The organism is Sphingomonas sp. SP3 (genome assembly GCF_058514305.1).
In genome coordinates this window covers 813,863-840,135 of the sequence record NZ_JBZSOE010000001.1, presented here as the reverse complement: position 1 = coordinate 840,135, position 26,273 = coordinate 813,863, and the positions used below count along the sequence as shown (strand labels likewise).

31 protein-coding genes are annotated in these 26,273 nt (G+C 64.0%); 14 read left to right on the top strand and 17 right to left on the bottom strand.

Going from position 1 to position 26,273, the window contains the following annotated elements; all coding sequences use genetic code 11:
- The first annotated feature begins 5 nt into the window (after positions 1-5).
- From coaD to queA, 3 genes are read left to right on the top strand one after another with little or no spacing between them, the layout of a single operon-like run.
- Positions 6-497: a pantetheine-phosphate adenylyltransferase gene (gene coaD / locus AC4K8G_RS04470; protein ID WP_491732971.1), complete on the top strand. Its 492-nt coding sequence runs from the start codon at positions 6-8 to the stop codon at positions 495-497.
- A 49-nt stretch (positions 498-546) separates the two neighbouring features.
- A complete protein-coding gene (locus AC4K8G_RS04465; RefSeq protein WP_491732970.1) occupies positions 547-1,113 on the top strand; it encodes a peptidylprolyl isomerase in 567 nt (188 codons plus the stop codon).
- 12 nt (positions 1,114-1,125) lie between these two features.
- Positions 1,126-2,169, top strand: a complete 1,044-nt coding sequence (gene queA / locus AC4K8G_RS04460) for a tRNA preQ1(34) S-adenosylmethionine ribosyltransferase-isomerase QueA (RefSeq protein ID WP_491732969.1) — start codon at positions 1,126-1,128, stop codon at positions 2,167-2,169.
- On the opposite strand, the gene AC4K8G_RS04455 is transcribed toward queA, so the two are convergent.
- The 3 genes from AC4K8G_RS04455 to AC4K8G_RS04445 are packed head-to-tail and all read right to left on the bottom strand — an operon-like array spanning position 2,154 to position 3,698.
- Positions 2,154-2,579 (bottom strand): hypothetical protein, encoded by a 426-nt coding sequence (locus AC4K8G_RS04455; protein ID WP_491732968.1) that lies wholly within the window; start codon positions 2,577-2,579, stop codon positions 2,154-2,156. The two genes, queA and AC4K8G_RS04455, sit on opposite strands and share 16 nt — an antisense overlap.
- A 10-nt stretch (positions 2,580-2,589) precedes the next feature.
- Positions 2,590-3,345: a TSUP family transporter gene (locus AC4K8G_RS04450; RefSeq protein WP_491732967.1), complete on the bottom strand. Its 756-nt coding sequence runs from the start codon at positions 3,343-3,345 to the stop codon at positions 2,590-2,592.
- A 38-nt stretch (positions 3,346-3,383) separates the two neighbouring features.
- Positions 3,384-3,698, bottom strand: a complete 315-nt coding sequence (locus AC4K8G_RS04445) for a PilZ domain-containing protein (RefSeq protein WP_491732966.1) — start codon at positions 3,696-3,698, stop codon at positions 3,384-3,386.
- A 153-nt stretch (positions 3,699-3,851) separates the two neighbouring features.
- On the opposite strand from AC4K8G_RS04445, the gene tgt reads away from it, so the two are divergent.
- Entirely contained in the window at positions 3,852-4,979 is a 1,128-nt protein-coding gene (gene tgt / locus AC4K8G_RS04440; protein ID WP_491732965.1) for a tRNA guanosine(34) transglycosylase Tgt, read from the top strand.
- On the opposite strand, the gene yghU is transcribed toward tgt, so the two are convergent.
- Complete coding sequence (yghU, locus tag AC4K8G_RS04435; RefSeq protein ID WP_491732964.1) at positions 4,976-5,881, bottom strand: glutathione-dependent disulfide-bond oxidoreductase; 906 nt, start codon at positions 5,879-5,881, stop codon at positions 4,976-4,978. The genes tgt and yghU overlap by 4 nt on opposite strands.
- A gap of 77 nt (positions 5,882-5,958) precedes the next feature.
- Complete coding sequence (locus AC4K8G_RS04430) at positions 5,959-7,293, bottom strand: DEAD/DEAH box helicase (protein WP_491732963.1); 1,335 nt, start codon at positions 7,291-7,293, stop codon at positions 5,959-5,961.
- Positions 7,294-7,487: 194 nt separating this feature from the next.
- On the opposite strand from AC4K8G_RS04430, the gene AC4K8G_RS04425 reads away from it, so the two are divergent.
- Positions 7,488-7,841 (top strand): hypothetical protein, encoded by a 354-nt coding sequence (locus tag AC4K8G_RS04425; RefSeq protein ID WP_491732962.1) that lies wholly within the window; start codon positions 7,488-7,490, stop codon positions 7,839-7,841.
- Between the two features lie 220 nt (positions 7,842-8,061).
- The gene (locus AC4K8G_RS04420) at positions 8,062-8,853 is read left to right on the top strand and encodes a SapC family protein (RefSeq protein WP_491732961.1); all 792 of its coding nucleotides are present in this window, start codon (positions 8,062-8,064) and stop codon (positions 8,851-8,853) included.
- A 2-nt stretch (positions 8,854-8,855) separates the two neighbouring features.
- Here AC4K8G_RS04420 and AC4K8G_RS04415 read toward each other — a convergent pair whose 3' ends face one another.
- Positions 8,856-9,644 (bottom strand): N-formylglutamate amidohydrolase, encoded by a 789-nt coding sequence (locus tag AC4K8G_RS04415; RefSeq protein ID WP_491734408.1) that lies wholly within the window; start codon positions 9,642-9,644, stop codon positions 8,856-8,858.
- 154 nt (positions 9,645-9,798) lie between these two features.
- Between AC4K8G_RS04415 and cpdR the strand changes: the two genes are divergently transcribed.
- Complete coding sequence (gene cpdR / locus AC4K8G_RS04410) at positions 9,799-10,176, top strand: cell cycle two-component system response regulator CpdR (protein WP_491732960.1); 378 nt, start codon at positions 9,799-9,801, stop codon at positions 10,174-10,176.
- Positions 10,177-10,290: 114 nt separating this feature from the next.
- Positions 10,291-10,662, top strand: coding sequence for a hypothetical protein (locus AC4K8G_RS04405; protein WP_491732959.1), 372 nt, complete (start codon positions 10,291-10,293; stop codon positions 10,660-10,662).
- On the opposite strand, the gene rsmD is transcribed toward AC4K8G_RS04405, so the two are convergent.
- Positions 10,640-11,176: a 16S rRNA (guanine(966)-N(2))-methyltransferase RsmD gene (gene rsmD, locus AC4K8G_RS04400; RefSeq protein WP_491732958.1), complete on the bottom strand. Its 537-nt coding sequence runs from the start codon at positions 11,174-11,176 to the stop codon at positions 10,640-10,642. The two genes, AC4K8G_RS04405 and rsmD, sit on opposite strands and share 23 nt — an antisense overlap.
- Positions 11,173-11,916 (bottom strand): pseudouridine synthase, encoded by a 744-nt coding sequence (locus AC4K8G_RS04395; RefSeq protein WP_491732957.1) that lies wholly within the window; start codon positions 11,914-11,916, stop codon positions 11,173-11,175. The genes rsmD and AC4K8G_RS04395 overlap by 4 nt, the downstream gene beginning before the upstream one ends.
- Positions 11,917-11,996: 80 nt before the next feature.
- Between AC4K8G_RS04395 and AC4K8G_RS04390 the strand changes: the two genes are divergently transcribed.
- Both AC4K8G_RS04390 and AC4K8G_RS04385 read left to right on the top strand, forming a co-directional pair.
- Positions 11,997-12,428, top strand: a complete 432-nt coding sequence (locus AC4K8G_RS04390) for a response regulator (protein WP_491732956.1) — start codon at positions 11,997-11,999, stop codon at positions 12,426-12,428.
- Between the two features lie 60 nt (positions 12,429-12,488).
- Positions 12,489-13,856: an AmpG family muropeptide MFS transporter gene (locus AC4K8G_RS04385; RefSeq protein WP_491732955.1), complete on the top strand. Its 1,368-nt coding sequence runs from the start codon at positions 12,489-12,491 to the stop codon at positions 13,854-13,856.
- Here AC4K8G_RS04385 and AC4K8G_RS04380 read toward each other — a convergent pair.
- From AC4K8G_RS04380 to AC4K8G_RS04365, 4 genes are read right to left on the bottom strand one after another with little or no spacing between them, the layout of a single operon-like run.
- Positions 13,853-15,073, bottom strand: coding sequence for a bifunctional folylpolyglutamate synthase/dihydrofolate synthase (locus AC4K8G_RS04380; protein WP_491732954.1), 1,221 nt, complete (start codon positions 15,071-15,073; stop codon positions 13,853-13,855). The two genes, AC4K8G_RS04385 and AC4K8G_RS04380, sit on opposite strands and share 4 nt — an antisense overlap.
- Complete coding sequence (accD, locus tag AC4K8G_RS04375) at positions 15,073-15,930, bottom strand: acetyl-CoA carboxylase, carboxyltransferase subunit beta (protein WP_491732953.1); 858 nt, start codon at positions 15,928-15,930, stop codon at positions 15,073-15,075. The genes AC4K8G_RS04380 and accD overlap by 1 nt, the downstream gene beginning before the upstream one ends.
- Positions 15,927-16,616: an orotidine-5'-phosphate decarboxylase gene (gene pyrF / locus AC4K8G_RS04370; RefSeq protein WP_491732952.1), complete on the bottom strand. Its 690-nt coding sequence runs from the start codon at positions 16,614-16,616 to the stop codon at positions 15,927-15,929. Before pyrF ends, accD begins: the two co-directional genes overlap by 4 nt.
- Entirely contained in the window at positions 16,613-16,912 is a 300-nt protein-coding gene (locus tag AC4K8G_RS04365; protein ID WP_491732951.1) for a lipopolysaccharide assembly protein LapA domain-containing protein, read from the bottom strand. Before AC4K8G_RS04365 ends, pyrF begins: the two co-directional genes overlap by 4 nt.
- Before the next feature lie 192 nt (positions 16,913-17,104).
- Between AC4K8G_RS04365 and AC4K8G_RS04360 the strand changes: the two genes are divergently transcribed.
- Entirely contained in the window at positions 17,105-18,349 is a 1,245-nt protein-coding gene (locus AC4K8G_RS04360; RefSeq protein WP_491732950.1) for a serine hydrolase domain-containing protein, read from the top strand.
- On the opposite strand, the gene AC4K8G_RS04355 is transcribed toward AC4K8G_RS04360, so the two are convergent.
- Positions 18,346-18,573 carry a hypothetical protein gene (locus tag AC4K8G_RS04355; RefSeq protein WP_491732949.1) on the bottom strand — a complete coding sequence of 76 codons (228 nt, stop codon included), beginning with the start codon at positions 18,571-18,573 and terminating at the stop codon, positions 18,346-18,348. The genes AC4K8G_RS04360 and AC4K8G_RS04355 overlap by 4 nt on opposite strands.
- A gap of 95 nt (positions 18,574-18,668) precedes the next feature.
- Here AC4K8G_RS04355 and AC4K8G_RS04350 point away from each other — a divergent pair, with 95 nt between their 5' ends.
- The gene (locus AC4K8G_RS04350) at positions 18,669-19,181 is read left to right on the top strand and encodes a hemerythrin domain-containing protein (RefSeq protein ID WP_491732948.1); all 513 of its coding nucleotides are present in this window, start codon (positions 18,669-18,671) and stop codon (positions 19,179-19,181) included.
- Positions 19,182-19,258: 77 nt separating this feature from the next.
- Here the strand turns inward: AC4K8G_RS04350 and AC4K8G_RS04345 are convergent, their stop codons facing one another.
- The 3 genes from AC4K8G_RS04345 to AC4K8G_RS04335 all read right to left on the bottom strand — a co-directional run bounded on the left by AC4K8G_RS04345 (position 19,259) and on the right by AC4K8G_RS04335 (position 21,753).
- A complete protein-coding gene (locus AC4K8G_RS04345; RefSeq protein WP_491732947.1) occupies positions 19,259-20,563 on the bottom strand; it encodes a L,D-transpeptidase family protein in 1,305 nt (434 codons plus the stop codon).
- A gap of 201 nt (positions 20,564-20,764) precedes the next feature.
- Entirely contained in the window at positions 20,765-21,319 is a 555-nt protein-coding gene (locus AC4K8G_RS04340) for a L,D-transpeptidase family protein (RefSeq protein ID WP_491732946.1), read from the bottom strand.
- A gap of 113 nt (positions 21,320-21,432) precedes the next feature.
- Positions 21,433-21,753 carry a GNAT family N-acetyltransferase gene (locus AC4K8G_RS04335; RefSeq protein WP_491732945.1) on the bottom strand — a complete coding sequence of 107 codons (321 nt, stop codon included), beginning with the start codon at positions 21,751-21,753 and terminating at the stop codon, positions 21,433-21,435.
- A gap of 36 nt (positions 21,754-21,789) precedes the next feature.
- Here AC4K8G_RS04335 and AC4K8G_RS04330 point away from each other — a divergent pair, with 36 nt between their 5' ends.
- Positions 21,790-22,464 carry a PilZ domain-containing protein gene (locus AC4K8G_RS04330; protein WP_491732944.1) on the top strand — a complete coding sequence of 225 codons (675 nt, stop codon included), beginning with the start codon at positions 21,790-21,792 and terminating at the stop codon, positions 22,462-22,464.
- A 3-nt stretch (positions 22,465-22,467) separates the two neighbouring features.
- On the opposite strand, the gene AC4K8G_RS04325 is transcribed toward AC4K8G_RS04330, so the two are convergent.
- Positions 22,468-24,810, bottom strand: coding sequence for an ATP-dependent helicase (locus tag AC4K8G_RS04325; RefSeq protein WP_491732943.1), 2,343 nt, complete (start codon positions 24,808-24,810; stop codon positions 22,468-22,470).
- 907 nt (positions 24,811-25,717) lie between these two features.
- Here AC4K8G_RS04325 and AC4K8G_RS04320 point away from each other — a divergent pair.
- Positions 25,718-26,272, top strand: a complete 555-nt coding sequence (locus tag AC4K8G_RS04320) for a hypothetical protein (RefSeq protein WP_491732942.1) — start codon at positions 25,718-25,720, stop codon at positions 26,270-26,272.
- Position 26,273: the final 1 nt, after the last annotated feature.

Below are 26,273 nucleotides of genomic sequence, written 5' to 3'. Positions count from 1 at the left end.
GCAGAATGAAGGTTGCGGTCTATCCAGGCACGTTCGACCCGGTCACTCTGGGCCACCTCGATATCATCCGGCGGGGCGCTCACCTCGTCGATAAGCTGGTGATCGGCGTCACCACCAACCCAACCAAGGACCCGATGTTCTCCGTCGCCGATCGGCTGGCGATGGTCAGCCGCGAAGTCGCGGACATCCCCGGCAATATCGAGGTGGTCGAGTTCGATTCGCTGCTGATGGACTTTGCCGAAGCACAGGGGGCGACCGCGATCCTGCGCGGCCTGCGGGCCGTCGCCGACTTCGAATATGAGTTCCAGATGGCCGGCATGAACCAGCAGCTGAACGACAATATCGAAACCGTCTTCCTGATGGCCGACGTATCGCTGCAACCCATCGCGTCCAAGCTGGTCAAGGAAATCGCCCGGTTCGGCGGGGCCATCGACAAGTTCGTAACTCCCGCGGTCGCTCAGGACGTTAGGCGTCATTTGAACGGCGGTTCACGCTAGCGTCAGCGATCCAAGGTCAGTAGGCGGAGCGCGTCGCTCGGGGAGGATCATGCTTAGTAAGTTCGTACTGGCGCTGCCGCTGGCTGCGTTTGTCCTCGCCGCGGCGGCACCTGCGCCTGTTCCAGCACCGGCCATCGTCGCGCCGCCGGAAGTTGCGGCCAACCCGGCTAACAAGCTGACGCTGGAGCTGTCGAACGGCGGGACCGTGGTGATCCTGCTCCGGCCCGACCTTGCGCCGCACCATATTGCGCAAATCCAGACCCTTGTGCGCCGCGGCTTCTACGACGGGCTAACTTTCCATCGCGTGATCCCGGGCTTCATGGCGCAGGGCGGGGACCCGAAGGGCACGGGCGAAGGTGGATCGGACCTACCCGACATCAAGGCCGAGTTCACTAGCGTGCCCTTCCTCCGCGGGACGGTTGGCGCGGCGAGGGCGCAGTCCCCCGACAGCGCGAACAGCCAGTTTTTCATCATGTTCGCGCCCAATTCGAGCCTCGACAATGACTACACCGTGATGGGCCGGGTGATTTCCGGCATGGACGCGGTGGACAAGATTGCGCCCGGCGAACCGCCCGCCGATCCCACGAAAATTGTGAGGGCGTACCTCGGCGGCTAAGCGCCGGCACAAATGCGCGTCGACCTTTTCGATTTCGAACTTCCGCAAAACCGGATTGCGTTGCGCCCGGCGCGACCTCGCGACAGCGCGCGCCTGCTGGTGGTCGGGGGCGATCGAATCTCTGACCGGCAAATGCTCGACCTTCCCGATCTCCTGCGGCCGGGAGATGTGCTGGTGTTCAACGACACCAAAGTAATCCCTGCCCAGCTCGAGGGCATGAGGGGTGAGGCGCGGATCGGCGCGACCTTGCACAAGCGCGAAGGGCCAAGGGAGTGGCGGGCGTTCCTGCGGAATGCCAAGCGCGTCAGGGAGGGCGACATCGTCGACTTTGGCGTGGGGGTCACCGCGGCGGTTTCGGAGAAATCAGCGGATGGATCGGCGCTCCTGCATTTTCACGGGCACGAGCCGGTGGAATTGCTGCTGGAACGCGCCGGGCGAATGCCGCTCCCGCCGTACATCGCGTCGAAGCGTAACGCCGATGACGAGGATCGCGCCGATTATCAGACGATGTTTGCGCGCGAGGAGGGCGCGGTGGCGGCGCCTACGGCCGCGCTGCATTTCACTCCGCGGTTGCTGGAGGCACTGGATGCGCGGGGCGTCGCCCGCGAGACGTTGACGCTTCATGTCGGCGCGGGGACCTTCCTCCCGGTAAAAGCGGCGGACACGACCGATCACCAGATGCATGCCGAATGGGGCAGGATCGACGCGGCAACCGCTCAGCAGCTGAACGCGGCGCGATCATCGGGCCGACGGCTGATCGCAGTGGGAACCACCAGCTTGCGGCTGCTCGAAAGCGCGGCAGACCAAGACGGGACGATCATGCCCTTCGATGGTGACACCGCGATCTTCATCACGCCCGGCTATCGCTTCAAGGCGATCGACGGACTCATCACCAACTTCCACTTGCCGAAATCGACCCTGTTCATGCTCGTCAGTGCCCTGATGGGCCTAGACGTGATGAAAGCCGCGTACGAGCACGCAATCGCAACCGGGTACCGGTTCTACAGCTACGGCGATTCGAGCCTGCTGCTGCCGAGCGTTCAGCCGTCTTCGTAACAGGCCGGCGATTCGGTCGGATGAGCCGCGAGCCAGCGCTTCCGCGCTTCTTCGAACAGCTTTCCGTGGCGCCGGCCCATGATCGTGAAGTAGCGCCGGGTCGTTCCCGCAACCGCCTTGCCATCCTTCATGAGTGGCGCCGCCTTCCAGTTGGCAACAAAGCTTCGGCAGACCTTGGACCGCGTTTCCGGGGCCGGCATATTATTCTCTCCCATGTAACAACGGATCGGCTCACCGGACTTGTCGAGATCGAGGTAGATCCACGCCCACAGGTCGCCTTCGACCATCGTCGGAAGCTCGGCTGCCCACGGGAAGTGGCCGGGCTCGCGGAACGGGCAGTGAGGTGGCGCCGCTAATGCGCTCGAGGCGGTCGCCAGCGCCCCCATGGCGATAGTCGCCAAAGCCTTCATGCAGGGCAGATTAACCTGAAAAATAACCCCACAAAAGCTTGGCCGTCAGGCTGAGCGAAATCACAATCAGCAGGGGCCGGATCAATCGCGCCCCGTGGCGAAGTGCCGAATGCGATCCGAGCCAGCCGCCGAGCATCGCTCCAGCGGCCATGCACAGTCCCAATGCCCAATAGAGATGGCCGCCGATTGCGAACATGATCAGGCTCGCCGTGGCGCTGGCCAAGTTGACCAGTTTCGTAAGCGCGGTCGCCTTGGTCAGCCCGTAGCCGCGCAATCCGACCAGACTCGTCGTGTAAAAGGTGCCGGCGCCGGGACCGAAGAAGCCGTCATAGAAGCCGATCGCTGCCCCGATGGGTGCATATCCCTTCGACGTCACGCGGTGATGGGCGTCTTCGTCCGTCATTCGTGGCGACAGCAGGACATAAAGGGCCGACACCACCAGCAGCAGGGGAATGATCAGATTCAGAAGGCGCGTCTGGATGAGTTGGATGACCAGCGCGCCGATCAGCGAGCCAGCGAAAGCGAGCGCGACCGTGAGGCGGTTGGGGTGCCATTCGACGAGGCCCGAGCGGTGGTAATTCCGAAGCGCGATCGCGGTTCCGCAGACAGATTGAAGCTTGTTCGTACCGAGCGCAAAAAGCGGCTGCACGCCCGCCCACAGGAAAGCCGGGATGACGAGGAGGCCTCCACCACCGGCGATTGAGTCGATGAACCCAGCAACGACGGCAACACCGGTCAGCGCAACGAAGGTCCAGGCATCGAGCATGAGATCGCTCTAACCAGAGCGATCGGCGTGGGCGAGCGTTAGTCGTCCCGGTTTGGGAGCGGAAGCTCGGCGGAGGCGACGTCGCAGTCCGCAAGGTCGCGATAGAATTTGATTCCGGCGCCCGTCTCGTTCGACCAGGCAATGTGGCCGGCCGCGAAGATCGATCCGCGCTTGAAGACCACGTCGCAGTCGTTCGGCAGCGGGTCATCGCCCGCGACCAGCGCGCCATCGCTGGAAATGTCGCGGATCCAGACCACATGCGCGCCGGCGGGGCTAAAAACCGTACCGCGCATCAGCACGCGGCGACGTTCACCCTTGCGGGCGGCCTGCACATCCTTAGCCATCGTCGCCATGGTCCGATGAATCCTAACCAATTTGGACCTTCCTCGGCTCTTCTGATGAGGATCGAATTGAGGAAGTTGGTTACCGGCGCATTGACCTCCTTCGTTGACCAGGGAGGATGGTCGGCTTGCGAGGTCGGGCAAAGCCGCTAATCGGACAGCCCGATGAGCCGCTTTTCCTTCGACATTCACGCAACCGACCTCGCGGCGCGAACGGGCGTGATCGCCATGGAACGGGGTGAAATCCGCACACCAGCGTTCATGCCGGTCGGGACGGCGGCAACGGTCAAGGCCATGCGCCCGGAAGAGGTGCGGGCGTCGGGCGCCGACATCATCCTCGGCAACACCTATCACTTGATGCTTCGTCCGGGCGCCGAGCGGGTCGCGAAGCTCGGCGGATTGCACAAGTTCATGGGTTGGGAGCGTCCAATCCTGACCGACAGTGGCGGTTACCAGGTGATGAGCCTGTCCGAGCTCACCAAGACGAGTGAGGATGGCGTCCGGTTCAAGAGCCACCTGGACGGCAGCACGCATATGCTGACGCCCGAGCGGTCGATCGAGATCCAGCGGCTGCTGGGATCCGATATCGCCATGGCGTTCGATGAGCTTGTCCCGACCACGTCGACAGCCGAGCAGCAACGCGAGGCGATGGAGCGTTCAATGCGCTGGGCGAAGCGATCGCGCGCAGAGTTCTACCGTGGTGGTGAGCATGCGAGCCGCGCCGCGATTTTCGGGATTCAGCAGGGCGCGCTCGACCAAGGCATGCGCCAGGCCTCGGCCGAAGCGCTGATCGAGATTGGGTTCGACGGTTACGCCGTCGGCGGCCTTGCGGTCGGCGAGGGCCAGAAAGCGATGTTGGGCTGCCTCGACTTCGCGGCCGAGATGCTGCCGGCCGACCAGCCGCGTTACCTGATGGGGGTCGGCAAGCCTGACGACATCGTCGGCGCGGTAGTGCGCGGGATCGACATGTTCGACTGCGTCCTCCCGACCCGGTCGGGAAGAACGGGGCAGGCGTTCACGCTGGATGGCCCACTAAACCTGCGGAATGCGCGCTTCGCCGAGGATCGCGATCCCATCGAGCGGGGCTGCCCATGCCCCGCCTGCACCCAGTTCGAACGCGCTTACGTCCATCACCTGGTGAAATCCGGTGAGATCCTAGGCTCCATGCTGATGACTCAGCATAATCTCTGGTTCTACCAAAGGCTCATGCAGGCGCTGCGCGACGTGATCGCGGGCAAGCGGCTGCAGGTTTTCGCGAACGAATTCCTGCAGCGCTATCGCGGCAACGATTAGATCGCGTCGTCCTTCACGCCTTCGCTTTCGTCGACCGCAATCAGTTTGTCCTGCGTGCGCAGCGCGAAGTCGCGGGCGTCGTGCCGTTCGTGCAGCTGCTCCGACGGGTCGCCGGTCAGCTTGTTGACGATGCGGCCACGCCTGACCGCCGGCCGGGCATCGATCGCGCGCGCCCAACGCATCACATGCTCATATTCGTGGGTTGCGAGGAATTCGGCCGCGCCAGGATAATTGCGGCCGAGGGCAACCCCGCCGTACCACGGCCAGATGGCGATATCCGCGATCGAATAGTCCTTGCCGGCGATATATTCGTGGTCGGCGAGGCGCCGGTTCAGGACATCGAACTGCCGCTTCGCCTCCATCGCATAGCGATTGATCGCATATTCGATTTTCACCGGCGCATAAGCGAAGAAATGGCCGAAGCCGCCGCCGAGGAAGGGCGCGCTGCCCATCTGCCAGAACAGCCAGGACAAAGTTTCCGCGCGCGCCGGTCCTGATTTGGGCAGGAACTCTCCAAACTTTTCGGCGAGGTAGACGAGGATGGCGCCGCTTTCGAAGATGCGGACGGGCTCGGAGCCGCTGCGGTCTAGCAGGGCGGGGATCTTCGAATTTGGGTTTATCTCGACGAAACCGCTGCCGAACTGGTCGCCATCACCGATCCGGATCGGCCAGGCGTCATATTCAGCGCCCGAATGCCCCTTTTCCAGCAGCTCCTCGAACATGATCCCGACCTTCTGGCCGTTGGGCGTGGCGAGCGAATAGAGCTGGAACGGATGCTTCCCGACCGGAAGCTCATGCTCGTGCGTGGCGCCGGCGATCGGGCGGTTGATGCTTGCGAACTGGCCGCCGCTCGGCTGCTCCCAGGACCAGACTTTGGGCAAAACGTAATTGCTATCGGTCATGCACACATTCCTTCGCGTTCCCAGCCGGAAAGAGAGCTAGGAACTGGCGAAAATGCTTTCCAGCAACAGTGATGTGCCTACCCGGCGCTCCGCGAAAGAAAGCTCGGCAGCGGGCCGTTCCATTCGGACTGGATGTCCTCGACAACAGGCGTGCGCTCGGGTGCGCGATCATCGCGCTTTGGCCTGCTCCTGGGTTCCGCCGCGACCGGCTTCGCCCCGCGCTTCGGCTCCCTGCGCGACGATGGCTTTGGTGGCTCTGGCGATTCCGCCGGGCCCGCCAATGGCTTCGAGGGCTTCTCCACGGCGCCGACGCGCTGGATTTTCTGTCCTGTGAGCTTTTCGATGCGATCGATCGCTTCGCCGTCGGCCTTGGTCGCAAGCGTGATCGCGATGCCCTTCATCCCGGCGCGGCCCGTGCGACCAATCCGGTGCACGTAATCGTCGGGCTGCCACGGAACGTCGAAGTTGATGACGTGGCTCACGCCTTTCACGTCGAGGCCACGGGCGGCGACGTCCGATGCGACGAGGATGTTGATGTCATTGTTCTTGAAGCGCTCGAACTCAGCGATCCGCTGTGACTGGTCCATGTCGCCCTGGATCTGACCGACAGCGAAACCCGACCGCTTGAGAGCGCTGGTCAATTCCCGAACCGTGGTCTTACGGTTCGAGAAGACGATCGCGTTCTTGAATTCCTCGTGGCGCAGGATCTCGCGGAGCGCGTCCTTCTTCTTGTCGGCGCGAACCTCGATCAAGCGCTGCTCAATATTGACGTTGGCGGTAGCCGGTCGGGCCACCTCGACACGCTTCGGGTCGGTCAGGAATTTCGACGCCAGCTTCTGGATCGGCGGCGGCATGGTCGCAGAAAAGAGCAAGGTCTGGCGGTTCTTCGGCAGCTTCGAGCAGATTTCCTCGATGTCGGGGATGAAGCCCATGTCGAGCATTCGGTCGGCTTCGTCGATGACCAAGAGCTTGCAGTCGGTGAGCATGATCTTGCCGCGCCCGAACAGGTCCATCAGGCGCCCCGGCGTGGCGATCAGTACATCGACACCCTTCTCGAGCGCCTTCACCTGGTCACCCATTTGCACGCCGCCCATGAGCAGCGCCATCGAGAGCGGGTGGTATTTTCCGTATTTGTCGAAATTCTCGGCGACCTGCATCGCCAGCTCGCGCGTCGGCTCGAGGATCAGGGAGCGCGGCATTCGCGCGCGGCTGCGGCCTTCGTGAAGAATGTCGATCATCGGCAGCACGAAGCCCGCGGTTTTGCCGGTGCCGGTCTGGGCAATTCCGATGAGGTCCTTGCCCATCAGCACGGACGGGATGGCGGCGCGCTGAATCGGAGTCGGGTCGTCGTAGCCGCTATCGCCAACGGCGCGGAGCAATTCGTCTGAAAGGCCGAGGTCGGCGAAAGTCATTCAAGTTCCGGTTGAAAAATGGGGCCGCGGCTTCTTTCGGCCTGTGCGGCAAGTGCAGCGAGGGCTTCGCCGACGACCTGTGGATTGTCAAGAAATGTGGGGGCGCCGACCGCAGATTCCAAGGCTCACTGGCGCTTCAAACGCGGCTCCAGGAGCTTGAAGCGCTCGATCGAGCAGCTTCCGCCCATGCGCGAATGGATGGCGTCCCGTTTAGCGCAGAGCTGCAGATCGTCTCGTGGCTGAAGGTAAAAATTCCCATAGAAATCCAAAGCCGGACAGCCTTCGTCGAACTTGGCCCGAACCCGCGCACGATTTGCAAGCACGAAATCGACCTCGTCGTCACCGAACAGGAGCGCGCGGCGAATTGCCGCAACGGGGATGCATTTCGGCCCCTTGTGTTCGACCCACTCGATCTGCGGCACAACGGGATGCGGCTGAACCGGCACGCGGAGAATGATCTCGTCCTGGATAACGAGCCTCGTAACCGACTGGCCAACGGCAGCCGGCTGCGCGGCAAGAATGCCGAGCAGGAACGGCAGCAGGCCTAGAAATGCCCCCGGAGTCACTTGGTCGCCGACATGGTTGGCCGGGCTTCGCAGCGCTGCGTTGAATAATCAATGAACTGCGCGGCCTGCTGCGAAACGAAGCTAGGTGTTTGCGAGCGCTTGCCTAATTTGCGCAAGGCCAATAGATGCGCCCACGCATTACTTTACGGCAGGCCAGCGCGACCGCGCAGCCAGTAAGCCCGGTCCCCAGGAGAGAATTAGGATGGCGACTGCCGCCCCGAACCAAGGCCTACCGATTTTCTACCGCGGCATCGAGCCGTTGAACGTCACGCAGCACGGGAAGATGAAGGTCCGCCCGGTCCTGGACATGAGCGAGGTCGCCAAGACCCACGCCATCCCGCTGACCGTCGACGAGTTCTCGCTCGTCCAGCGGCATTATCCGATCGTGTTCTCGATCGGCGAGAAGCCGATTCCGATCGCGCTCATGGGCCTGAATGAAAATGTGAACGTGTTCCTGGAGGAAGACGGCAAGGCGATGGACCCATCGCTCTATATTCCGGCCTACATCCGCCGCTACCCGTTCCTCCTCGCCAAGATTCGCCCGGACAGCGATGAACTGTCGCTGTGCTTTGATCCGACCGCCAATGCGGTCGGCGACTTCAAGGAAGGCGAGGCGCTGTTCGACGGCGAGCAACCGACCAAGGCGACCCTCGCGATCCTGGAGTTCTGCGAGCAGTTTGAGGCTGCGGGCCAGCGGACGACCGCGTTCATGGAAGAGCTGGTCAAGAGCGACCTGCTGATGGACGGCGAAGTCGCCATCCAGCCGGAAGGCTACGAGCAGCCGTTCATCTATCGCGGCTTCCGCATGGTCGACGAAGACAAGCTGCGCGAGCTTCGCGGCGACGAGCTTCGTCGCATGAACCAGAACGGCATGCTGCCGCTTATCTTCGCCCACCTGTTCTCGCTCACGCAGATGCGCGACGTGTTCGGGCGTCAGATGAAGCAAGGCAAGGCGCCGGTCCCGGCGCCGCAACCGGCGGACGCTGACGCCTGAGGCTATTCGGCCGCCGTCGCGAACCGCCGGCCGAGCAGCTCTTCACCCAATTCGACCGCGATTGCATCGACCAGTGAGGCGACGCGGTCGAAACCCGCGCCCGGGGCTTTGAGGCCGGCGCCGAGGTAGCAGCTGCGGTCGATTTCCAGCTGAAGGGCGTGGATACCCCGCTCCGGACGGCCGTGACGGTCGATCACATGCCCGCCGGCGAATGGATCATTGAGGCCGGTCGAGAAGCCGTGCCGCGTCGCAATCGCAATCGCATTTCGGCTGAGCCAGCCATCAGCGCTGCGGCCGCGGCAGTCTCCAACCACGATTTGCCCGACGCCGGCCGGCGGCGGCGGCATCGAGTGGCAGTCGAGCAGTAGGACGGTTCCGAACCGGTCCATCATCAGCGAGATGAGGTCCTCGATCGCCCGGTGGTAGGGGCGGTGCGCCTGCTCGAGCCTCTGCTCCAGTTGGACCGGCGACACTGCCCGGCGCCACAAGTAGCCGTGATGCTGCGTCCGCGCAGGGACGATACCAAGGCCGCCACGCGCGCGGGCGGTCATGCGCCCCCTGCGAGGCCCATCGATCACTGCGGGGTCTATTTCATCTTCGGCTCGATTGCAGTCGACGGCGGCGCGAGGGGTAGTGGCGATCACGGCGCCGCACCCCCGCTGAAGCGCGCGCCACACCAGCCGGTCCACGAGCGGGTCCTCGAGGGTCGCCAGGGACGGCCTGCCGTCGGAGGCCATCTCCACGAGCCAGTGGGGATAGTCACGGCCCGAATGGGGCACCGACAGAAGCACGGGCAACGACCCACGCGGCTGATGGATGATTGGGGGAGAAAGCGGCGTCACGGTTAAATTTCGTGCCAGTTTAGGACTCGTATTGGGGCACTGCAACGCGCGAACGCGTTATTCGCTTCTGGCAAAACGCATTTGAACAGAGCATAGATAAGTCATGGCGAGAATCCTTCTGGCGGAAGACGATACGTCGATGCGGGAGTATCTGCAGCGCGCGCTGCAGCGGGTCGGCTATGAGGTCGAAGCCGTCGGCTGCGGCACCGAAGCGATGCCGCTTCTGGAAAAAGAGCAGTTCGATCTGCTGCTTACCGACATCGTCATGCCCGAAATGGACGGTATCGAGTTGGCCCAAAAGGCGAGCGCGATCGACCCCAATATCCGCGTGATGTTCATCACCGGCTTTGCCGCCGTCGCGCTCCAAGGCGGGCGCACGGCGCCCGAGGCGAAGCTCCTGTCCAAGCCCTTCCACCTGAAGGACCTGGTGATGGAGGTCGACCGCATGTTCCAGACCGAGGACCAGCACGGGCGCCTTTGAGCCGACTGAGCGCACTCGCCCGGTTTTTCTCATTTTCTCCTATAAACGCGACCGGCGCGGAAACGCGTGCGCGCGAATGAGTTGAGTGTCCCAACAGAAGGACAGGAGAACGATATGGCGAAGAAGGCGACTAACAAATCATCTGGCGGAGCCAAGGCCGGCTCCAAGTCGCGGGCCGTTGCCAAGCGGACGACGACGAGCAGCGGCGGCGGCGGCAAATCGCAGGAATCGATGGGCGATTCGCTCCTGAAGCTGCTTCAGAGTCCGTTGGTGGCGGAATTGGTCGCCGTGGCCGCAACGGCGGCTCTCGCGTCGCTCGCCGAGCATGGCTTCGCCAGCGGCGGTGGCGGTACGCGTGGCAAACGCGCCGGGAAGGCTGTCAAAGAGGCGGGCAAGGCGGCAGCGGCCGCGATCGGGCGTCGCCTCGGCAACGAATTCGACGAGATCCGAAAGGCGTCGAAAGCTAAGGGCGGCGCAAAAGCGTAAGCTGCGCGCGGCCCACGGTGCGCGTTGCCTCGATCTGAAACGGGCCGGGCTCGACGTCGTCGCGAGCCGTCTCGATGCTCATCCATCCGCCTGGTGCTAGCCAGTTCGCCTGGGCCATTGCCGCTACGACGGCTGTGCCGGCACCGGGTGCGTAGGGCGGATCGGCGAGGATCAGGTCGAACGGGTCGGACGAGGGCAAAGACAGCGCTGAACTGGCGATGAGGCGAACTCGCTCGTCCGCGCCGAGCTTGGCCGCGTTACGGCGGATCGCGGCGATCGCTGCAGAATTGTTCTCGACGAAGGTCGCGTGCGATGCGCCCCTGGACAGCGCCTCAAAGCCGAGCGCGCCGGAGCCGGCGAACAGGTCCGCGACACGCAGATCCTCGAAGTTGCCCAGCCGCGAGGCAAGCATCGAGAACAAGGTCTCCCGGGTTCGGTCGGCGGTGGGCCGGGTGGTCATTCCCGCGGGCGCTTCGAGCGCACGGCCGCGCCATGACCCGGCGATAATCCTCACTTGAGGCTCTTGCGGAATTCTTCGAGCATGCCGCGATCAACTTCGTCCACAGCGCCCGGCTCCAAGCTGGCCAGGGTCAGCGGCCCGTAGGATGTTCGGATCAGTCGCGAGACCTGAAGACCGAGGTGGGCGAGCACACGCCGCACCTCGCGGTTTTTGCCCTCAGTAAGGCTCATCTCGATCCAGCAATTGCGCCCCGTCCGCCGCTCGAGATTGGCGTCGATCGATCCGTAATGAATGCCCTCGATCGTGATGCCTTCGGCAAGCTTTTCGAGCTGTGCCTGGGTGACGTGGCCGAACGCCCGCGCCCGGTAGGAGCGAATGACACCGGTCCGCGGAAGCTCGAGTTGGCGCTTGAGCTCGCCGTCGTTGGTGAGGAGCAGCAGGCCTTCGGTCATGTAGTCGAGGCGCCCGACGGGCACGAGGCGCGGCAGCCCTTTTGGCAGCCGGTCGTAAATGGTCGGTCGTCCCTTTGGGTCGCGCTCGGCGGTCAGCGTCCCGGTCGGCTTGTAGAAACGATAGAGGCGCGTCGCCTTCGCCGGGCGTACGGGCCGGCCGTCAAAGGTCACGCCCTCGAGATTTTCCAGCAGGGTTGCAGGAGTGGTGAGCTTTTCCCCATTGAGCGCGATGCGTCCTTCGGCGATCATGCGCTCAACCTCGCGGCGAGAAGCGACTCCAGCGCGCGCGAGCAGCTTGGCGATGCGCTGCGGCCCACCCGTTTCTTGTGGCGCGGCGGGCACAGGGCGACCGCCTTTGCGCTGCTTCGGCACTGGACGCCGTGTAGTTCGTTGCGGAGGTTTGGTCATGGCTTGGAGATTTGATGCTGTTCGGGAAGCGTAAGCAGGTCGTCAAGCGGATCCTCATCGTCGAGGATGAGCCGCTGACTGCGTTCGACAACGAGAACATGCTCGGCGATGCCGGTTATGAGATCGTGGCGACGGTCGACGATCTCGACGAAGCGCTCAGGGTGCTCGAGCGCGAAGAAGTGCACCTGATCCTCAGCGATGTCCGGCTTCGCGACGACCAGACCGGGATTCACCTGGCGGAGACCGCCAAGAAGAAGGGTGTCCCGACCTTGTTCGCGACCGGCCACCCTTATCCTGGAGCATCGGAAATCGCGGTCGGATGCTTGCTCAAGCCCTATAGCGAGCGCCAGCTGTGCAAGGCGATCGAGTGCGTGGACCGCCACCTGCAGGGTGAAAAAGTGAAGGCGCCGAAGGGCCTCGAGCTGTTCATCGTGATCAGCGAGTAACGGACTAGCCAGCGAACGAACGGCTGCTAGGATCGCTCGCCACAGGCGGGAGGCAGCGGCATGGCGAGCAAGGCGGGCGATTCAACGGGCTGGCGCAGCGTAGTCCCTGCAGGCGTCAGGCCTTACATCGAAAGCGCACCGCTAACAGCGCTGTTCCTTGGCATATCTTCTGGCTTTCCCTTCGCGCTCCTCGCCGCGACGCTGACGCAACGGCTGTCCGAAGCCGGCATCGAGAAAAAGTCCATCTCCGCCTTTGCGCTCGCGTTGCTGGTCTACAGTTTCAAATGGCTGTGGGCGCCGCTGGTCGACCGAGTTCAATTGCCCGGTTCACGAACGTTCGGGCAGCGTCGGAGCTGGCTCTGGCTAGCCGGTAGCCTGGTTGCCGCCGCCGTCGTGGTCCTCGGGACCGCGGACCCCGTCAACGACATTCGCTCCGTCGTAATCGGTGCTCTGCTGCTCGGCGTCGCGGGGGCGACATTCGACATTGTCATCGACGCTTACCGGATCGAAATCCTCGAGCCGCGCCAACTGGGCGTTGGGTCGGGCATGTCGCAGTACGGTTGGCGCTTGGGGGCCTTCTTCGCCGCTTCGATCGCCCTGTTCGTTGCGGCACGAAGCAGCTGGACCGCGGGATATCTCGCCTGCATCCCGCTCGCCTTCGTTGGACCGCTCGCGTCGCTGTTCATGGGAGAACCCAAGCGCCACCGCGACCCCAAGCCGATTCATGGCGCGAAGGCGGCGCTCGAGGCGTTCTGGGGTCCGCTGGCCGACTTCCTGAAGCGCGAAGGCGCATTCCTGGTCCTGCTGTTCGTCCTGATCCACAAGATCGGAGACACGATGGCCAACCTCATGATCCGCGACCTGCTGGTCGGCCTGGGGTTCACCAAGGGCGAAATCCTGTTCGGGGACGTGTGGGTCGGTTTCTTCGCCCTGTTGGTCGGTATCTTCGTTGGCGGTGTACTCTACGCCAAGATCGGGATGAAGCGATCGGTGCTCGTCAGCCTGATCATGATGGCGATATCCAACCTCAGTTTCGCGGGGCTTGCGGCAGCGGGGCACTCGATGCCCGTGCTTGCCTTCGCCATCGGCTTCGAGAATTTCGCCAGCGGCATCGGCGGCGTGGTCGTCGTCGCCTACCTCTCCGCACTGTGCAACCTCAGGTATACCGCAACGCAGTTCGCGCTGCTATCGGCCGCCGCGGCGATTGTGGGCAGGTTCCTGACTGGGACGACCGCGGGCGCGCTCATCGAGAACCTCGGCTACGTAAACTTCTACCTGCTCACGACGGTGATCGCGCTGCCGGGCGTGTTTCTCTACGCCTACATGCTGAAGGCCGGGCTGATCGATGAATCGATCGGCGACGCGGGCAAGGAAGGCGAGGGGGACGTGAGGTCCAAGCACCCGCAGGACAAGCCGAGCAAGCGCTAGGCGGGCACTTCTTCATTGGCAGCGAGCGCCGCGCCCGCCAGGTAAAGGGAGCCGGCAACCAGGCGAGGGGCCGCGAGACCCGAAAGGGCCTGTTCGAGACTGGTCGCAGCGCGGCCACCGAAGTTGGCTGCGAGCGCTTGCGGATCGTGATGCGGATGGTCCGGCACCGGGACGAAGGTCAGCGAAAGTGCATGCGGCGCAAGCGGAGCCACGATCTCTTCCGCTTCCTTGTTGGCAAGGATGCCGAGGACGAGATGCATCGGGCCGCGCTGTTCGAGGATAGCGGCGAGGGCCCGCGCGGCATCGCCATTGTGGGCGCCGTCGATCCAGGTCTCGGCGCGGCCGGCGAGCGGGCCCGGACCGAGCCTCTCGAACCGCGCCGGCCAGCGCGCCTGGCGAAGGCCCTGCTCGAACGCCTCGCGGGAGGCGGGAATGTCGCCCTGGGCCTGAAGCATCTGCCAGGCGAGGTTGGCATTGCGAACCTGATGATAGCCGGCAAGATTGGGCACCAGTGCGTCATCGACCCGCCAATCGCGGCCTTCGAGAAGCAATGGCGCACCGCGTTCCGCGGCGACTTCAGCGATCGCTGCCTCGGCTTCAGCCGGCTGGGCCAGCGACACGAGGGGCACACCCTTCTTCGCGATACCCGCCTTTTCGCGGGCGATGGAGGCGATGTCCGACCCGAGGAATTGCTCATGGTCGAGGCCGAGACTCGCGACGCCGGTCACGAGCGGCCGCTCGATGATGTTGGTCGCGTCCAATCGGCCGCCGAGACCCACTTCGAGGATGCACGCGTCGGCCGGGGCGCGGGCGAAAGCGAGCAAGGCAACCACGGTTGCGACCTCGAAGAAGCTCGGCTCGATGTCATCGCTCGCGTTCAGCACTTCGGTCAGCAATTCGGCGAGCGGCTCGTCTTCGATCAGGCGGCCGGCGACACGGATCCGCTCATTGAAGCGGACGAGGTGCGGGCTGGTGAAGACGTGGACCGCGTAGCCCGAGGCTTCGAGCGCGGAGCGGAGAAACGCGACCGTCGAGCCTTTGCCGTTGGTCCCGGAGACGTGGAAGACGGGCGGCAGCCCGTCCTGCGGCCGACCGAGCCGGTCGAGAAGCGCGGCGACCCGCTCCAGCCCCAAGCGGTCGCCCGAAGGCGACATCATCTGGAGCCGGTCGAGCTGCGCCTGGACACGGGGATGCGTCGAGCGCGCAAAGTCGGCCATCAGGCTGCCGCTTTCGACTCCGGCGCGAGGTAGGAAATGAGAAGCGCCAGCTTCTCCTTCAGCTCCGAGCGCGGGACGACCATGTCGATCATCCCGTGGTCGAGGAGATATTCCGCCCGCTGGAAGCCCTCCGGAAGCTTTTCGCGGATCGTCTGCTCGATCACACGCTGGCCGGCGAAGCCGATGAGCGCACCCGGCTCGGCCATCTGGATGTCGCCGAGCATCGCGTAGGACGCGGTGACGCCGCCGGTCGTGGGATCGGTCAGCACCACGATGTAGGGCAAGCCCGCTTCTTTGAGCTGCGCGATGGCGACGGTCGTGCGGGGAAGCTGCATGAGGGACAGGATCGCTTCCTGCATGCGCGCGCCGCCCGAGGCGGTGAAGATGATGTAGGGCGCCTTCTCTTCGATCGCGGCCTGGATGCCGGCGAGGAAGGCCGCGCCAACCGCGGTACCCATCGACCCGCCCATGAAAGCGAAGTCCTGCACGCCGACGATGACCTTGTGGCCGTCGATCTTGCCGCGCGCGTTCACCAAGGCGTCGCGCTCTCCGTTGGCAGCGCGCGCGGCCTTGAGCCGCTCGGTGTAACGCTTGGTATCCTTGAAGCGGAGCGGGTCTTCCTTGACCTCCGGCGCGGGCAGAATTTCAAATTGAGCGGCGTCGAACAATTGCTCGAAGCGCTTGTTGGGGCCGATGCGATCGTGGAAGTCGCAGCGCGGGCAGACGCTGTAATTTTCTTCCCACTCTTTGACGAACACCATCGTCCCGCACTTCTTGCACTTGTGCCACAGGTTCTCGGCGGTCTGGCGCTTGGGGAGGAAGGGAATCCCGCTGCGAACGCGGCTGAGCCAACTCATGGGAAAACCTCTCTCTGCAAACTCGCGGCGATGTCGCGCACGGCCTGGGCGGGGTCGGCTGCGGCGGTAATGGGACGGCCGATGACCAGCACGGAAGCGCCATCGTTCAACGCATCATAAGGCGTCACGACGCGCTTCTGGTCGGCGACGTCGCCGCCCTCGGGCCGGACGCCGGGAACGACGAAGAAACCCTCCGGCCAAATATCGCGCGCCGCAGCCACCTCTTCGCCCGAGCAAACGATACCGTCGATGCCCGCTTCGGCGGCCAGCTCGGTGAGCCGCTTCACCTGATCCTTCGGCGAGCCGGAGACGCCGGTCGCCGCCAAGTCGCTTCCATCGAGGCTGGTCAGCACGGTCACCGCGACGACCTTGGTCGACGGCGGAGCGGCGGCCTTTGCCGCGGCCATCATCGCTTTTCCCCCAGCCGCATGAACGGTGAGGATTGCGGGCGAGAGGCGGGCGATGGCCTCGACCGCCTTGCCGACCGTGTTGGGGATGTCGTGAAGCTTCAGGTCGAGGAAGATGGGCATGCCATGCTCGGCGATCCGAAGCACGCCGTCGTGACCGTTGGCGCAGAAGAACTCGAGCCCCAGCTTCATGCCGCCCGCAAGTCCGCAAAGGTCCCGCGCAAAGCCCGCCGCGCGATGAACGTCGGGCGTGTCGAGAGCGACGAAGATCGGCCTCATTCCGCCGGCTCCGCTTCCGCTTGTTCTGCTTCGGCCGCCGGCTCCACCGGAAGCGCAGCGGCCCGGTTACGATCGAGCGCCTCGATACGCCGGTTGAGCGACCAGATCCGCGCGCGGAGGATCAGCCACGTCGGCAGCCAGCCGATCAGGAAGGCGATCAGGAGGAGAAGCGGGATCTTGATGTCGGCCTGGATGTCGCCCCACAGGTTCAATGTGGCATCCGACCAATTTGCCCTGGCGAACAGCGCGACAATGACTGCGACCAGGACCCAGAAAACGGTCTTGAGAAAGTGCATGGTTGGGTCGTTTAGGCGAGCCGTGCGTTCAACGCCAGCAAGCGGTTCGTCGCGTGGGAGAATCGCTCTGTCGCAAGCGCGTTAAACGAGCCGTTGAGGCTTCGGCCAGTGCCCGTAACAATCGCTGCGGGTGGGAGAAAAAGAGCTTTGCGAACAACGCAAAAGATAGGGATCGGCGCGCTCGTCCTCGTGATGGGCGCTTCATTGTTCGCAATGCGGCCGCACAGCGCCGCGCCGGATGCTCCAAAACCCACCAGCGCAGACTTGAAGCTCGCGGCGCTTTCAACCGATGCCCGCCGGGACGTCGATTACCGACTGCTCGACACGCGCTTGCGCCAGCTGATGACCAAGCCGTCGATGGTCGGCCTCGCAGTGGGCGTGGTCGAGAATGGCCGGATCACGTTCCTGCAGGGTTATGGCGAGACGCTCGAAGGGTCGGGCGATCCGGTGACCCCGGAGACGGTGTTCCGTTGGGCGTCGGTGTCCAAGGGCGTTGCGGCGACGATGGTCGCCAAGCTCGCCGAGCAGGGGAAGATCAACCTCCAGGCGCCTGTCGCTAACTACGCGCCAGACCTGAAGCTGCCCGCCGGGAATGAATATCGCGCGACGGTCGGCGACCTGCTGTCGCACCGCCTCGGCCTCTACCGCAACGCCTACGACAACAAGCTGGAGGAAGGGCAGGACCCGAGCCTGCTACGGGCGAGCCTGGCGCAGCTGAACGCCGTCTGCCCGCCGGGCACTTGCTGGAATTACCAGAACGTCGCCTACGACGCGTCGAGCGAGATGGTCAGCCGCGCGACCGGCATGCCCTACGAGCAAGCGGTGAAGCGCTACCTGTTCAACCCGATCGGCATGAGCAGCGGAAGTGTCTCGATGGGAGGCCTGGAATCCAACAAAAGCTGGGCCCATCCCCACACCGTCGGCAAGAAGGCGCTGCCCATGGTCGACACCTATTACAAGGTGCCTGGCGCGGGCGGAATTAACAGCAATATCAAAGATATGTCCCTATGGATGCTAGCGCAGATGGGAGAGATGCCCGACGTGCTCGACGGCAAGGTACTCGACACCATCCATGCGCCTTATGTGGTCACGCCGACCGAGCGCGGACGCCTCCGCAAGTTCCTCGAGCGCCTGCAAACCGCCTGGTACGGCTACGGCTGGCGAAGCTATGAATATGCCGGCCACCGCATCGTCGGGCATCGCGGAGGAATCAACGGCTACCGATCGCTGATCCTGTTCGACCCGCAGAAGAAAAGCGGTGTCGTCGCTCTGTGGAACAGCAACACCAACCAGCCTGGCGGGCTCGAGTTCGAGGTGATGGACATGATCTACCACCTGCCATTCCGCGACTGGCTCGAGCTCAACAGCAAGTTCCCGGCCGAGACGATCGCCAGCGCCACCTCAGAACCTGAGAACGGGAGCGGCGACCGCTCCTAGTTGCGCCGGGCTTCCGCCTGCGCCTTTTTGATCTCGCGCTGTTCGTCGAGGTGCGCCTTGTAGCGGAAGCCCATGCCGATGATCGAGGTCGCCATGCCCACGACCAAGGCCAGGATATGCCACTTGGGCTCGTCGGGGCCGGGCCAGGCAATCGATCCGAGGAAGAAGACGCTGACGATCGAGACCAGGTAACCGATCCCTTTCCAGTCAGGGCCGTGCTGCATGGGGAGTTTGACAGGCTCGTTACGCATAGCGGTGGAAGGAACATCCATTCCCCGCCGTTGGTTTCGCGAGAGACCAAATCAAAGGAGTATGCGTAATGGCCGAGACCACGCAGCAGGACGCGATTGCGTTGCTGAAAGAAGATCACCGCACTGTCGCGGCGTTGTTCGAAAAGTTCGAGAAAGCGACCGGCGACGGGCGCAAGCAAAGCATCGCCGAAGAGATTTGCCTGGACCTCTCGGTTCACGCGCAAATCGAGGAAGAGATTTTCTACCCGGCTTGCGAGGGGAAGGTCGACGAAGACCTGCTCAAGGAAAGCTATGTCGAGCATGATGGCGCGAAGGTTCTGATCGCCGAGATCCTGGCCGGCGGGCCCGACGACGAATTCTATGAGGCGAAGGTCAAGGTGCTGTCCGAAGAGATCGAGCACCACGTCGAGGAAGAAGAGAAGCGCCTAGAGGGCCTGTTTGCGCAGGCGCGCAAAGCCGGGCTCGACATGGATGCGCTGGGTGAGCAGCTTGCCATGCGCAAGCAGGAGCTGACCGAGCAGTTCAAGGCGAACGGCGTTCCGACGCCCAAGCTGACGACGATGAGCGAAGTCTCGGCTTAAGCCGCGTTCAATCCAGCCAACAAAAAGGCCCGCCGGTTCAGCGCCGGCGGGCCTTTTTTGGTGGGGTCGAACCGCGCTCAGCGCATCGCGGCGACGTGGATCCCGGTTTGTGAATCACGACCGTACACATCGTCGGTGAAGCTCAACTGCCCATTGTTCGCCTGGGCCGTCAGGTAAGTGACGTAGATCGGCACGGGGGTCGGGAGCTGGACGTTGAGCTCGGGATCGCTTGACGCCGACTGCGGATCGCGGCCGAGCAGCCAGCGGCCGAGCGCTTCGGCATTTTCCAGCCTGACGCAGCCATGGCTGAGGTTGCGGTCGTCCTGCGCGAACAGATCCTTCGACGGCGTGTCATGCAGGTAGATGTCGGCCGAGTTGGCGAAGCCGAACTTCATCCGGCCCATCGAGTTGGCCGGACCCGGCAGCTGACGGACCTGGACGTTCTCCGTACCAGCGGCGACGGCATGCCAATCGACCTTGGCCGGATCGAGCATGTCCCCGTCCGGCGACATCACCTGATAGCCCTTGGACTTGAGATAGCCGTAGCCCTGCTCAAGGACGTTTTTGGCGATGAGCGAACGGATCAGCTCCGGCGTTACGTGCCAGTAGGGGTTGAGCGTCGCGTAATAGATGGTGCTGGCGAGCATCGGCGTCTGGGTCGATGGATCGGCCTTGCCAACGATAACCTTCATCGAATCGACGATCTGGCCGCCCTGGATCATGTACAGGCGCGCACCGGCCGTATCGACCATCACGTAGCGGTCCTGGGTCGGCATATCGCGGACCCGGTCAAGGCTGGTGAGGACGCGCGGGTCGACCGAGCCGCCAGACTGCATCTGCGTCCAGGCGGCATCGCGAAGCTGCGCGTAGAGCGGGTTCACGTCCGAGACCTTGCGGACATAAGCGGGCAGCGAGGAAGCAGCGGCGGCGCGAGCGAGGATCTGGCCCGGCGTGTCGCGGCGCGGCGCCACCCAATTGTCGGCGTAGCTCATTCCCGCCGGCGGCGTCTGCAGCGCCTGGACGTACGACACGAAGGCGGACGAGAGGAAGCGATCGGCCGCGCCAAGCGCAGCCGGGTCGCCGCCTTGCGCGTGCGCCATCATCGCCTGCGCCTGGGCCGCCAGCGCCGGGCCGGTCGAAAGCCCATCGAGCGACGCGCGCTGAAGCACGCCGATCAGCTCGCGCGCCGCCGAGCTATCGGCGCCGGCGCGAAGCCACAAAGGCGCATTCCGGCGCGACGCGTAGAACGCGCTAACCGCCTGGTCCGCCGAAGCGTTGGTGGAGAACTGCGCCGGGAGCTGAGGATTGACCGCTCCGGTCGCGGGGACAGCAAAGATCGTCAGCGCCGCACAGGCGACGCTAGCCAGCATCCGCTTTTTCACGGGTTGAACTTCCTATTCAATATCAGGCTCTTGCGAGCCCACCTGAGACCCTAAACGCCGAAGAAAGGCAGGGGTTCAAATATTTATTGACAGAAAGAGAAATGTGTTTCGGCCCGGAACAATTCAAGCAGCGGCGATTCGCTGCGGTGCACCAAAAGGTACTGGGGCCGCGCCAGGTGCAGAGGCGCGGCCCTCGGCAAATTACGCGCCGATATAGATTGGCGTTCCGACGTCGGTGACCGAGTAGAGCTTCTTGGCGAAGGCACTCGGCAGGCGGATGCAGCCGTGGCTTGCGGCATATCCGGGGTTGAAACCGGCGTGCAGGGCGATGCCGGCCGGATCGAAGAATTGGGCGAACGGCATCGGGGCGTTGTCGTACTTCTTCGAGCGCCACATCGGGGTCTTGCGCAGGATCGAGAAGATCCCGTCGGGCGTCGGCTTTGCGTCCTTGCCGCTCGAGATGGTCGAGGCCGCGACCAATGCGTCACCCCGATAGAGGTAGGCCATCTGGTCAGAAAGGCTGATCACGACGCGCTCGGCACCGTTGCCGGGCACATCGCGCCAAAGATACTGACCAGGCTTCAGCGCCTTGGGGCCGAACGCGTCGAGCATGTCGACCCGGGCCTGCGACGCTGCATCGCTGGCCGCCATTTTGGCCTCATAGGTTTCCAGCGCGTAGGCCGGAGTGGAAGCAAGGGTAGAACCGAAGACGCACGTTCCCGTCAGCGCGAGCACGATGGCTAGCTGCTTTTTCATTGTTGCACCTGAATTTATCTGTTGACTTTTGCTGCGAGAATGCACGCGGGCCGATTCGGGTTCCCGCTTTCTTTTGTTTCGCCGCTGCCTAGTTTGAAAAAACTATAGTGATATCAATGGATTGATGTGTTTATACGAAAAAACGACTCGGGGTCGATGAGGTCCTGTTCCTCGGGGTGTTTGCGCAGATAATCGGCGAAGAACGGGCAGACTGGGACAACCTTCAAGCCCCGATCGCGAGCGGCCTTGAGAGCAAAACGGATGAGGGCGGTGCCGATCCCCTGGCCTTCGTGAGCGGGCGGGACCTCGGTGTGGGTGAAGATGATCTTCCCGTCGCGCAGAATATAATCTGCAAGGGCGAGGCTGCCGTCGCCGAGGTCCGCTTCGAAGCGGCGCCTTTCGGGATTGTCGTGAATGGAGATGTCAGCGGCCATTGGGCGCTGAGGTAACCGTTAGCGACTTGTTAGTCGATGAAGCGCAGAGCGGTTGCGCACGTGCTGGACCTGGAAATGACCGAAAGCTCCTCTGCGACCACCTTTGTCGTCGGCGACCGTCTTCCGTGGGGCGACGAGAATTCATCCCCCGAAGAAAAGGGCCCGTTCGACGCGGGCACTATCTTCGCCGACGGGTCCCGCCAGCCCTGCTCGATCCGGAAGATCAGCGCGCTGGGCGCCATGGTCGAAAGCGGCTTGTCACCGGCGCTCGGCGAGCGGGTTGCAGTCGAGCTCGGGACGGGCCAGCGCCCAGCGGGCCGCGTCGCGTGGAATCGCAACGGCGAACTGGGTGTGCGGTTCGACGACAATGTCGACGTGGTCGCGCTGCTCAATCGTCAGCTCGTCAGTCAAGCGCGCGAACGCCGGACCATGCCGCGCCTGGAGGTGCGATGCGCGGCGCATATCAAATGGGGCGAGCACCTGCTTGGCACTACCCTGCGCAATATCTCGGCGCGCGGATTGCAGCTGGAAGGCGACGGACTTCCCGCCGTTGGAAGCTACGTCTCAGTTTTCGTCGATGGGCTGAACATTCCCGCGGGCGAGGTCGTGTGGGCGCGCAACGGGCTGGTCGGGATCGAGATCTTCGAGGAATTGAGCTGGAGTTCGATTATCCCCTGGGTCCGCGACGTGATCCGCAAGGGCGGCAATTGATTTTCAGCCCGCGCTGACGAAACTGTCGAGCACCTTCTTGCGGCCGGAATGCTCGAAATCGATCTCCAGCTTGTTGCCCTCAATCGCGGCGATGATGCCGTAGCCGAACTTGCCGTGAAACACGCGCTGGCCGAGCGACAAATCGTCGCGGCCCTTGTTGCCTAGCGAAACGGCGGAGGCGCGCGCCTCGATCACGCGTTGCGGCTCCGCGCTGTAGCGGCCGTCGCGGCTGGCGCGCTGCCAGCCCGGGCCGCGGGTGCTGGCGCGCATCGACTGCGCGGGACCGAGGTGCGCGAACGGATCTGCGCGCTCGGACCATTGAGCGCGCCACAGGCTCTCGCCCCCCGTCATCGTGGTTTCTTCATCGATATGCGCTTTGGGCAGCTCGGCGAGGAAGCGGCTCGGGATCGAACTCGTCCACTGTCCGTAGATGCGGCGGTTGGCGGCGTGGATGATCGTCGCCTTGCGCCGGGCGCGAGTGATCGCGACGTAGGCGAGACGGCGCTCCTCCTCGAGGCTGGCAAGGCCGCCTTCGTCCAACGAGCGCTGCGACGGGAACACGCCCTCTTCCCAGCCCGCGAGATAGACGATGTCGAACTCGAGGCCCTTGGCCGCGTGGATCGTCATGATGGTGACCCGTTCGCCCTGACGCGCCTCGTCATTGTCCATGACCAGGCTCACATGCTCGAGGAACGCCTGGAGCGATTCATACTCCTCCATCGCCCGGGCAAGCTCGGCCAGGTTCTCTAGACGGCCAGCGCTTTCGGCAGAACGGTCGGCCTGCAGCATCGCGGTATAACCGCTCTCGTCGAGCATGATGCGCGCGAGCTCAGGGTGGGGAAGCTCCGCCGCCATCTGCCGCCAACGCGCGATGTCGGCGACGAACGCGCCGAGCGACCGCCTGGCCTGCGGCGTCAGCTCGTCGCTGTCGAGCAAGGTGGCGGCGGCGAGCAGCAGGGGTTGTTGCGAGGCGCGGGCGTGGCGGTGAATGGTCGCCACCGCTTTGTCGCCGAGTCCGCGCTTGGGCTGGTTGACGATTCGCTCGAACGCGAGGTCGTCGGCCGGCTGGGTGATCAGGCGCAGGTAGGCGATCGCGTCGCGGATCTCGGCGCGTTCGTAGAACCGGAAGCCGCCGATGATCTGGTAGGGCAGGCCGATGGCGATGAAGCGCTCTTCGAACTCACGCGTCTGGAACTGGGCGCGGACCAGGATCGCGACATCGTCGAGGCTGCCGCCCGAACGCATGTGCGATTCGGTTTCCTCGCCGACTCGGCGTGCTTCCTCCGGGCCGTCCCAGACGCCGATGACGCGGACCTTCTCGCCTTCGCCGGCGGCGGTCCAAAGCGTTTTGCCGAGGCGGCCGGCGTTGTGGGCGATCAACCCGTCGGCAGCTGACAGGATATGGCTGGTCGAACGGTAATTCTGCTCGAGGCGGATGATCTTGGCGCCCGGGAAGTCCTTCTCGAAGCGAAGGATGTTGGCGACCTCCGCACCGCGCCACGAGTAGATCGACTGGTCGTCGTCACCGACACAGCACAAGTTGCGGCGCGGCTCGGCGAGAAGCTTCAGCCATTCGTACTGGCCCTGGTTGGTGTCCTGATATTCGTCGACGAGCAGATAAAGGAAGCGCTCGCGGTAACGCGCCAGCACGTCCGGATAAGCGCGGAAGATCCGCAGCATGTGGAGCAAGAGGTCGCCGAAGTCGCAGGCGTTCAAGGCCTTCAGCCGTTCCTGATATTGCGCGTAGAGTTCCGAGCCGCGGCCGGCCGCGAAGGCCTCGGATTCGCCGGCGTCGACCTGCTCCGGAGTCCAGCCGCGATTCTTCCACCGGTCGATTAGCCCGGCGAGCTGGCGCGCGGGCCAGCGCTTCTCGTCGAGGTTGGCGGCGCTGATTAGCTGTTTGAGGACTCGCAGCTGATCGTCGGTATCGAGGATGGTGAAGTTGGACTGGAGGCCGACCAGCTCGGCGTGGCTGCGCAGCATGCGCGCGGCGACCGAGTGGAAGGTGCCGAGCCACGGCATGCCCTCAATTGCGCCGCCGCTGATCTTCGAGACGCGCTCCTTCATCTCCCGCGCCGCCTTGTTGGTGAAAGTGACGGCGAGGATCTGCGACGGCCAGGCGCGGCGGGTGGCGATCAAATGGGCAAGGCGGGCAGTCAGCGCCGCGGTCTTGCCCGTGCCCGCGCCGGCGAGCACGAGCACCGGCCCTTCGGTCGAAAGGACGGCGTCGCGCTGGGGCGGGTTCAGGCCCTGAATGTAGGGCGGGTCCGGGTTGATCGCAGGCGATTCAGGCACTTGGCCGAAGTAGGCGGAGGAGAACGGAACGGCAACCGAAGGCGGGGCCATTTTGCGGAATCGAAAAGGTTCCGCGGGTTGTTACCGATATCCCCGTTATCCACAGGCTTGAGCACCCATTTTTCGCTTTTGCGACTCGGCGGACACGTGCATGTTGCTCATGTGATCGGGACGGCGGTCCCGGCCTCTCCAGAGAGCCGGCAACGGCAGGAAAGAGCGGCAGGTGACCAAAGGTCCGATCTCCGCCGGCAGGCAGTAAGAAGCACTTTCGGGTTCTTTTTGGGGTCAGCTGGTATGAGGCGCCGGAAGAGTTGATCTTCCTCAAGCGCGACGCGGTTCCCGGATTTTCCGGGTCTCCTTCGGGAGGTCTGGTTAGGTTCGGTGAACGAAGCGGGACGCAAGAGTGGTCGACCCAAGAAGGGCCGCAGAGCATCGGACGGTTTTGAGCGTGAACTTCGGTTCTCGAGCAGGCCGGGACGGACGAAAGACCAGCGAACCTTCGGGCCGCGCAGTCTGGTAGAACGGTCGGGCTTCTCTTCGGAGAGAGCTGTTCGATAGGAAGCGACGCCTGAGCTGGTGAGCCAGGATCGAGAGCGGGTCGGGGGGGCCTTCGGGTTTTTCTGACCAGGTTACGAACACCGGCAGATCCTTCGCTCGGCGCAGTGGGGGCTGGCAGCAATGCCGGCCCCCATTTCCTATGGGCCAACTCGCTGCGCGTTGTTGCCCTGCCGGGACCCTACGCTGCCGGCACGGCAGCTCGAGTTCCTTTTCAGGAACCCCCATCAACTCATCGCAAAGCGGCGGCGGCATGGCGCGTCGGGCAGAGACGCGGACACGCACGCGAGCACGTGCACGCGAGCCGCAGGGCCGGACACCAAAGCCCCAATCGCGCGTTGGGGCGAATAGGTGGACGGCGGCAATGAAGTCGCCGGAGCGGCGGGCGACGGAGTGACGACTAGTGATCCGCGCGATTGCCGCTTTGGCCCTGCTTACCGCTTCCGCCCATAGCGTCGCAGCCTCGGCCCCCAAGGCCAGCGATGCCCTGAGCTCGACCGCCCCGTGGTGGGAGAAGGTCACCGTGACCATCGCCGGCAATGGCAAGGCGCAATCGTGCCGTTACGAAACCAGCCTCAAGCCCAACGCGGGCGCGGAATGCGACGTGACCGGCGACCAGGCGTCGATGGCGAGCAGCGAAGGCGGGTCGAACAAGTCCGACCTGACGCGAATTACCTTCGAGCGCCGCTTCACCCCGGGCGCGCAGGTCGCCAAGGCTGAAGTGTCACCGGGCGAAACCCTGCTCGGCCAGCAGGTGATGGCGCTCGCGATCGACTCCGAGGGCAGCGTCAAGGGCTGCAAGATCGTTTCCGCCGACGGAGCGATGACGCCCGATTATGGGTGCAAGGAAGCTCAGGCCGAGAAATTCGAGGCGAGCGCGGCCAAGGCCGTCGCGGCCGCCGGCCACGAGGGTTTCCTGACCATCCTGGTTTACGGCCACGCCGAACACGTGGTGTAAG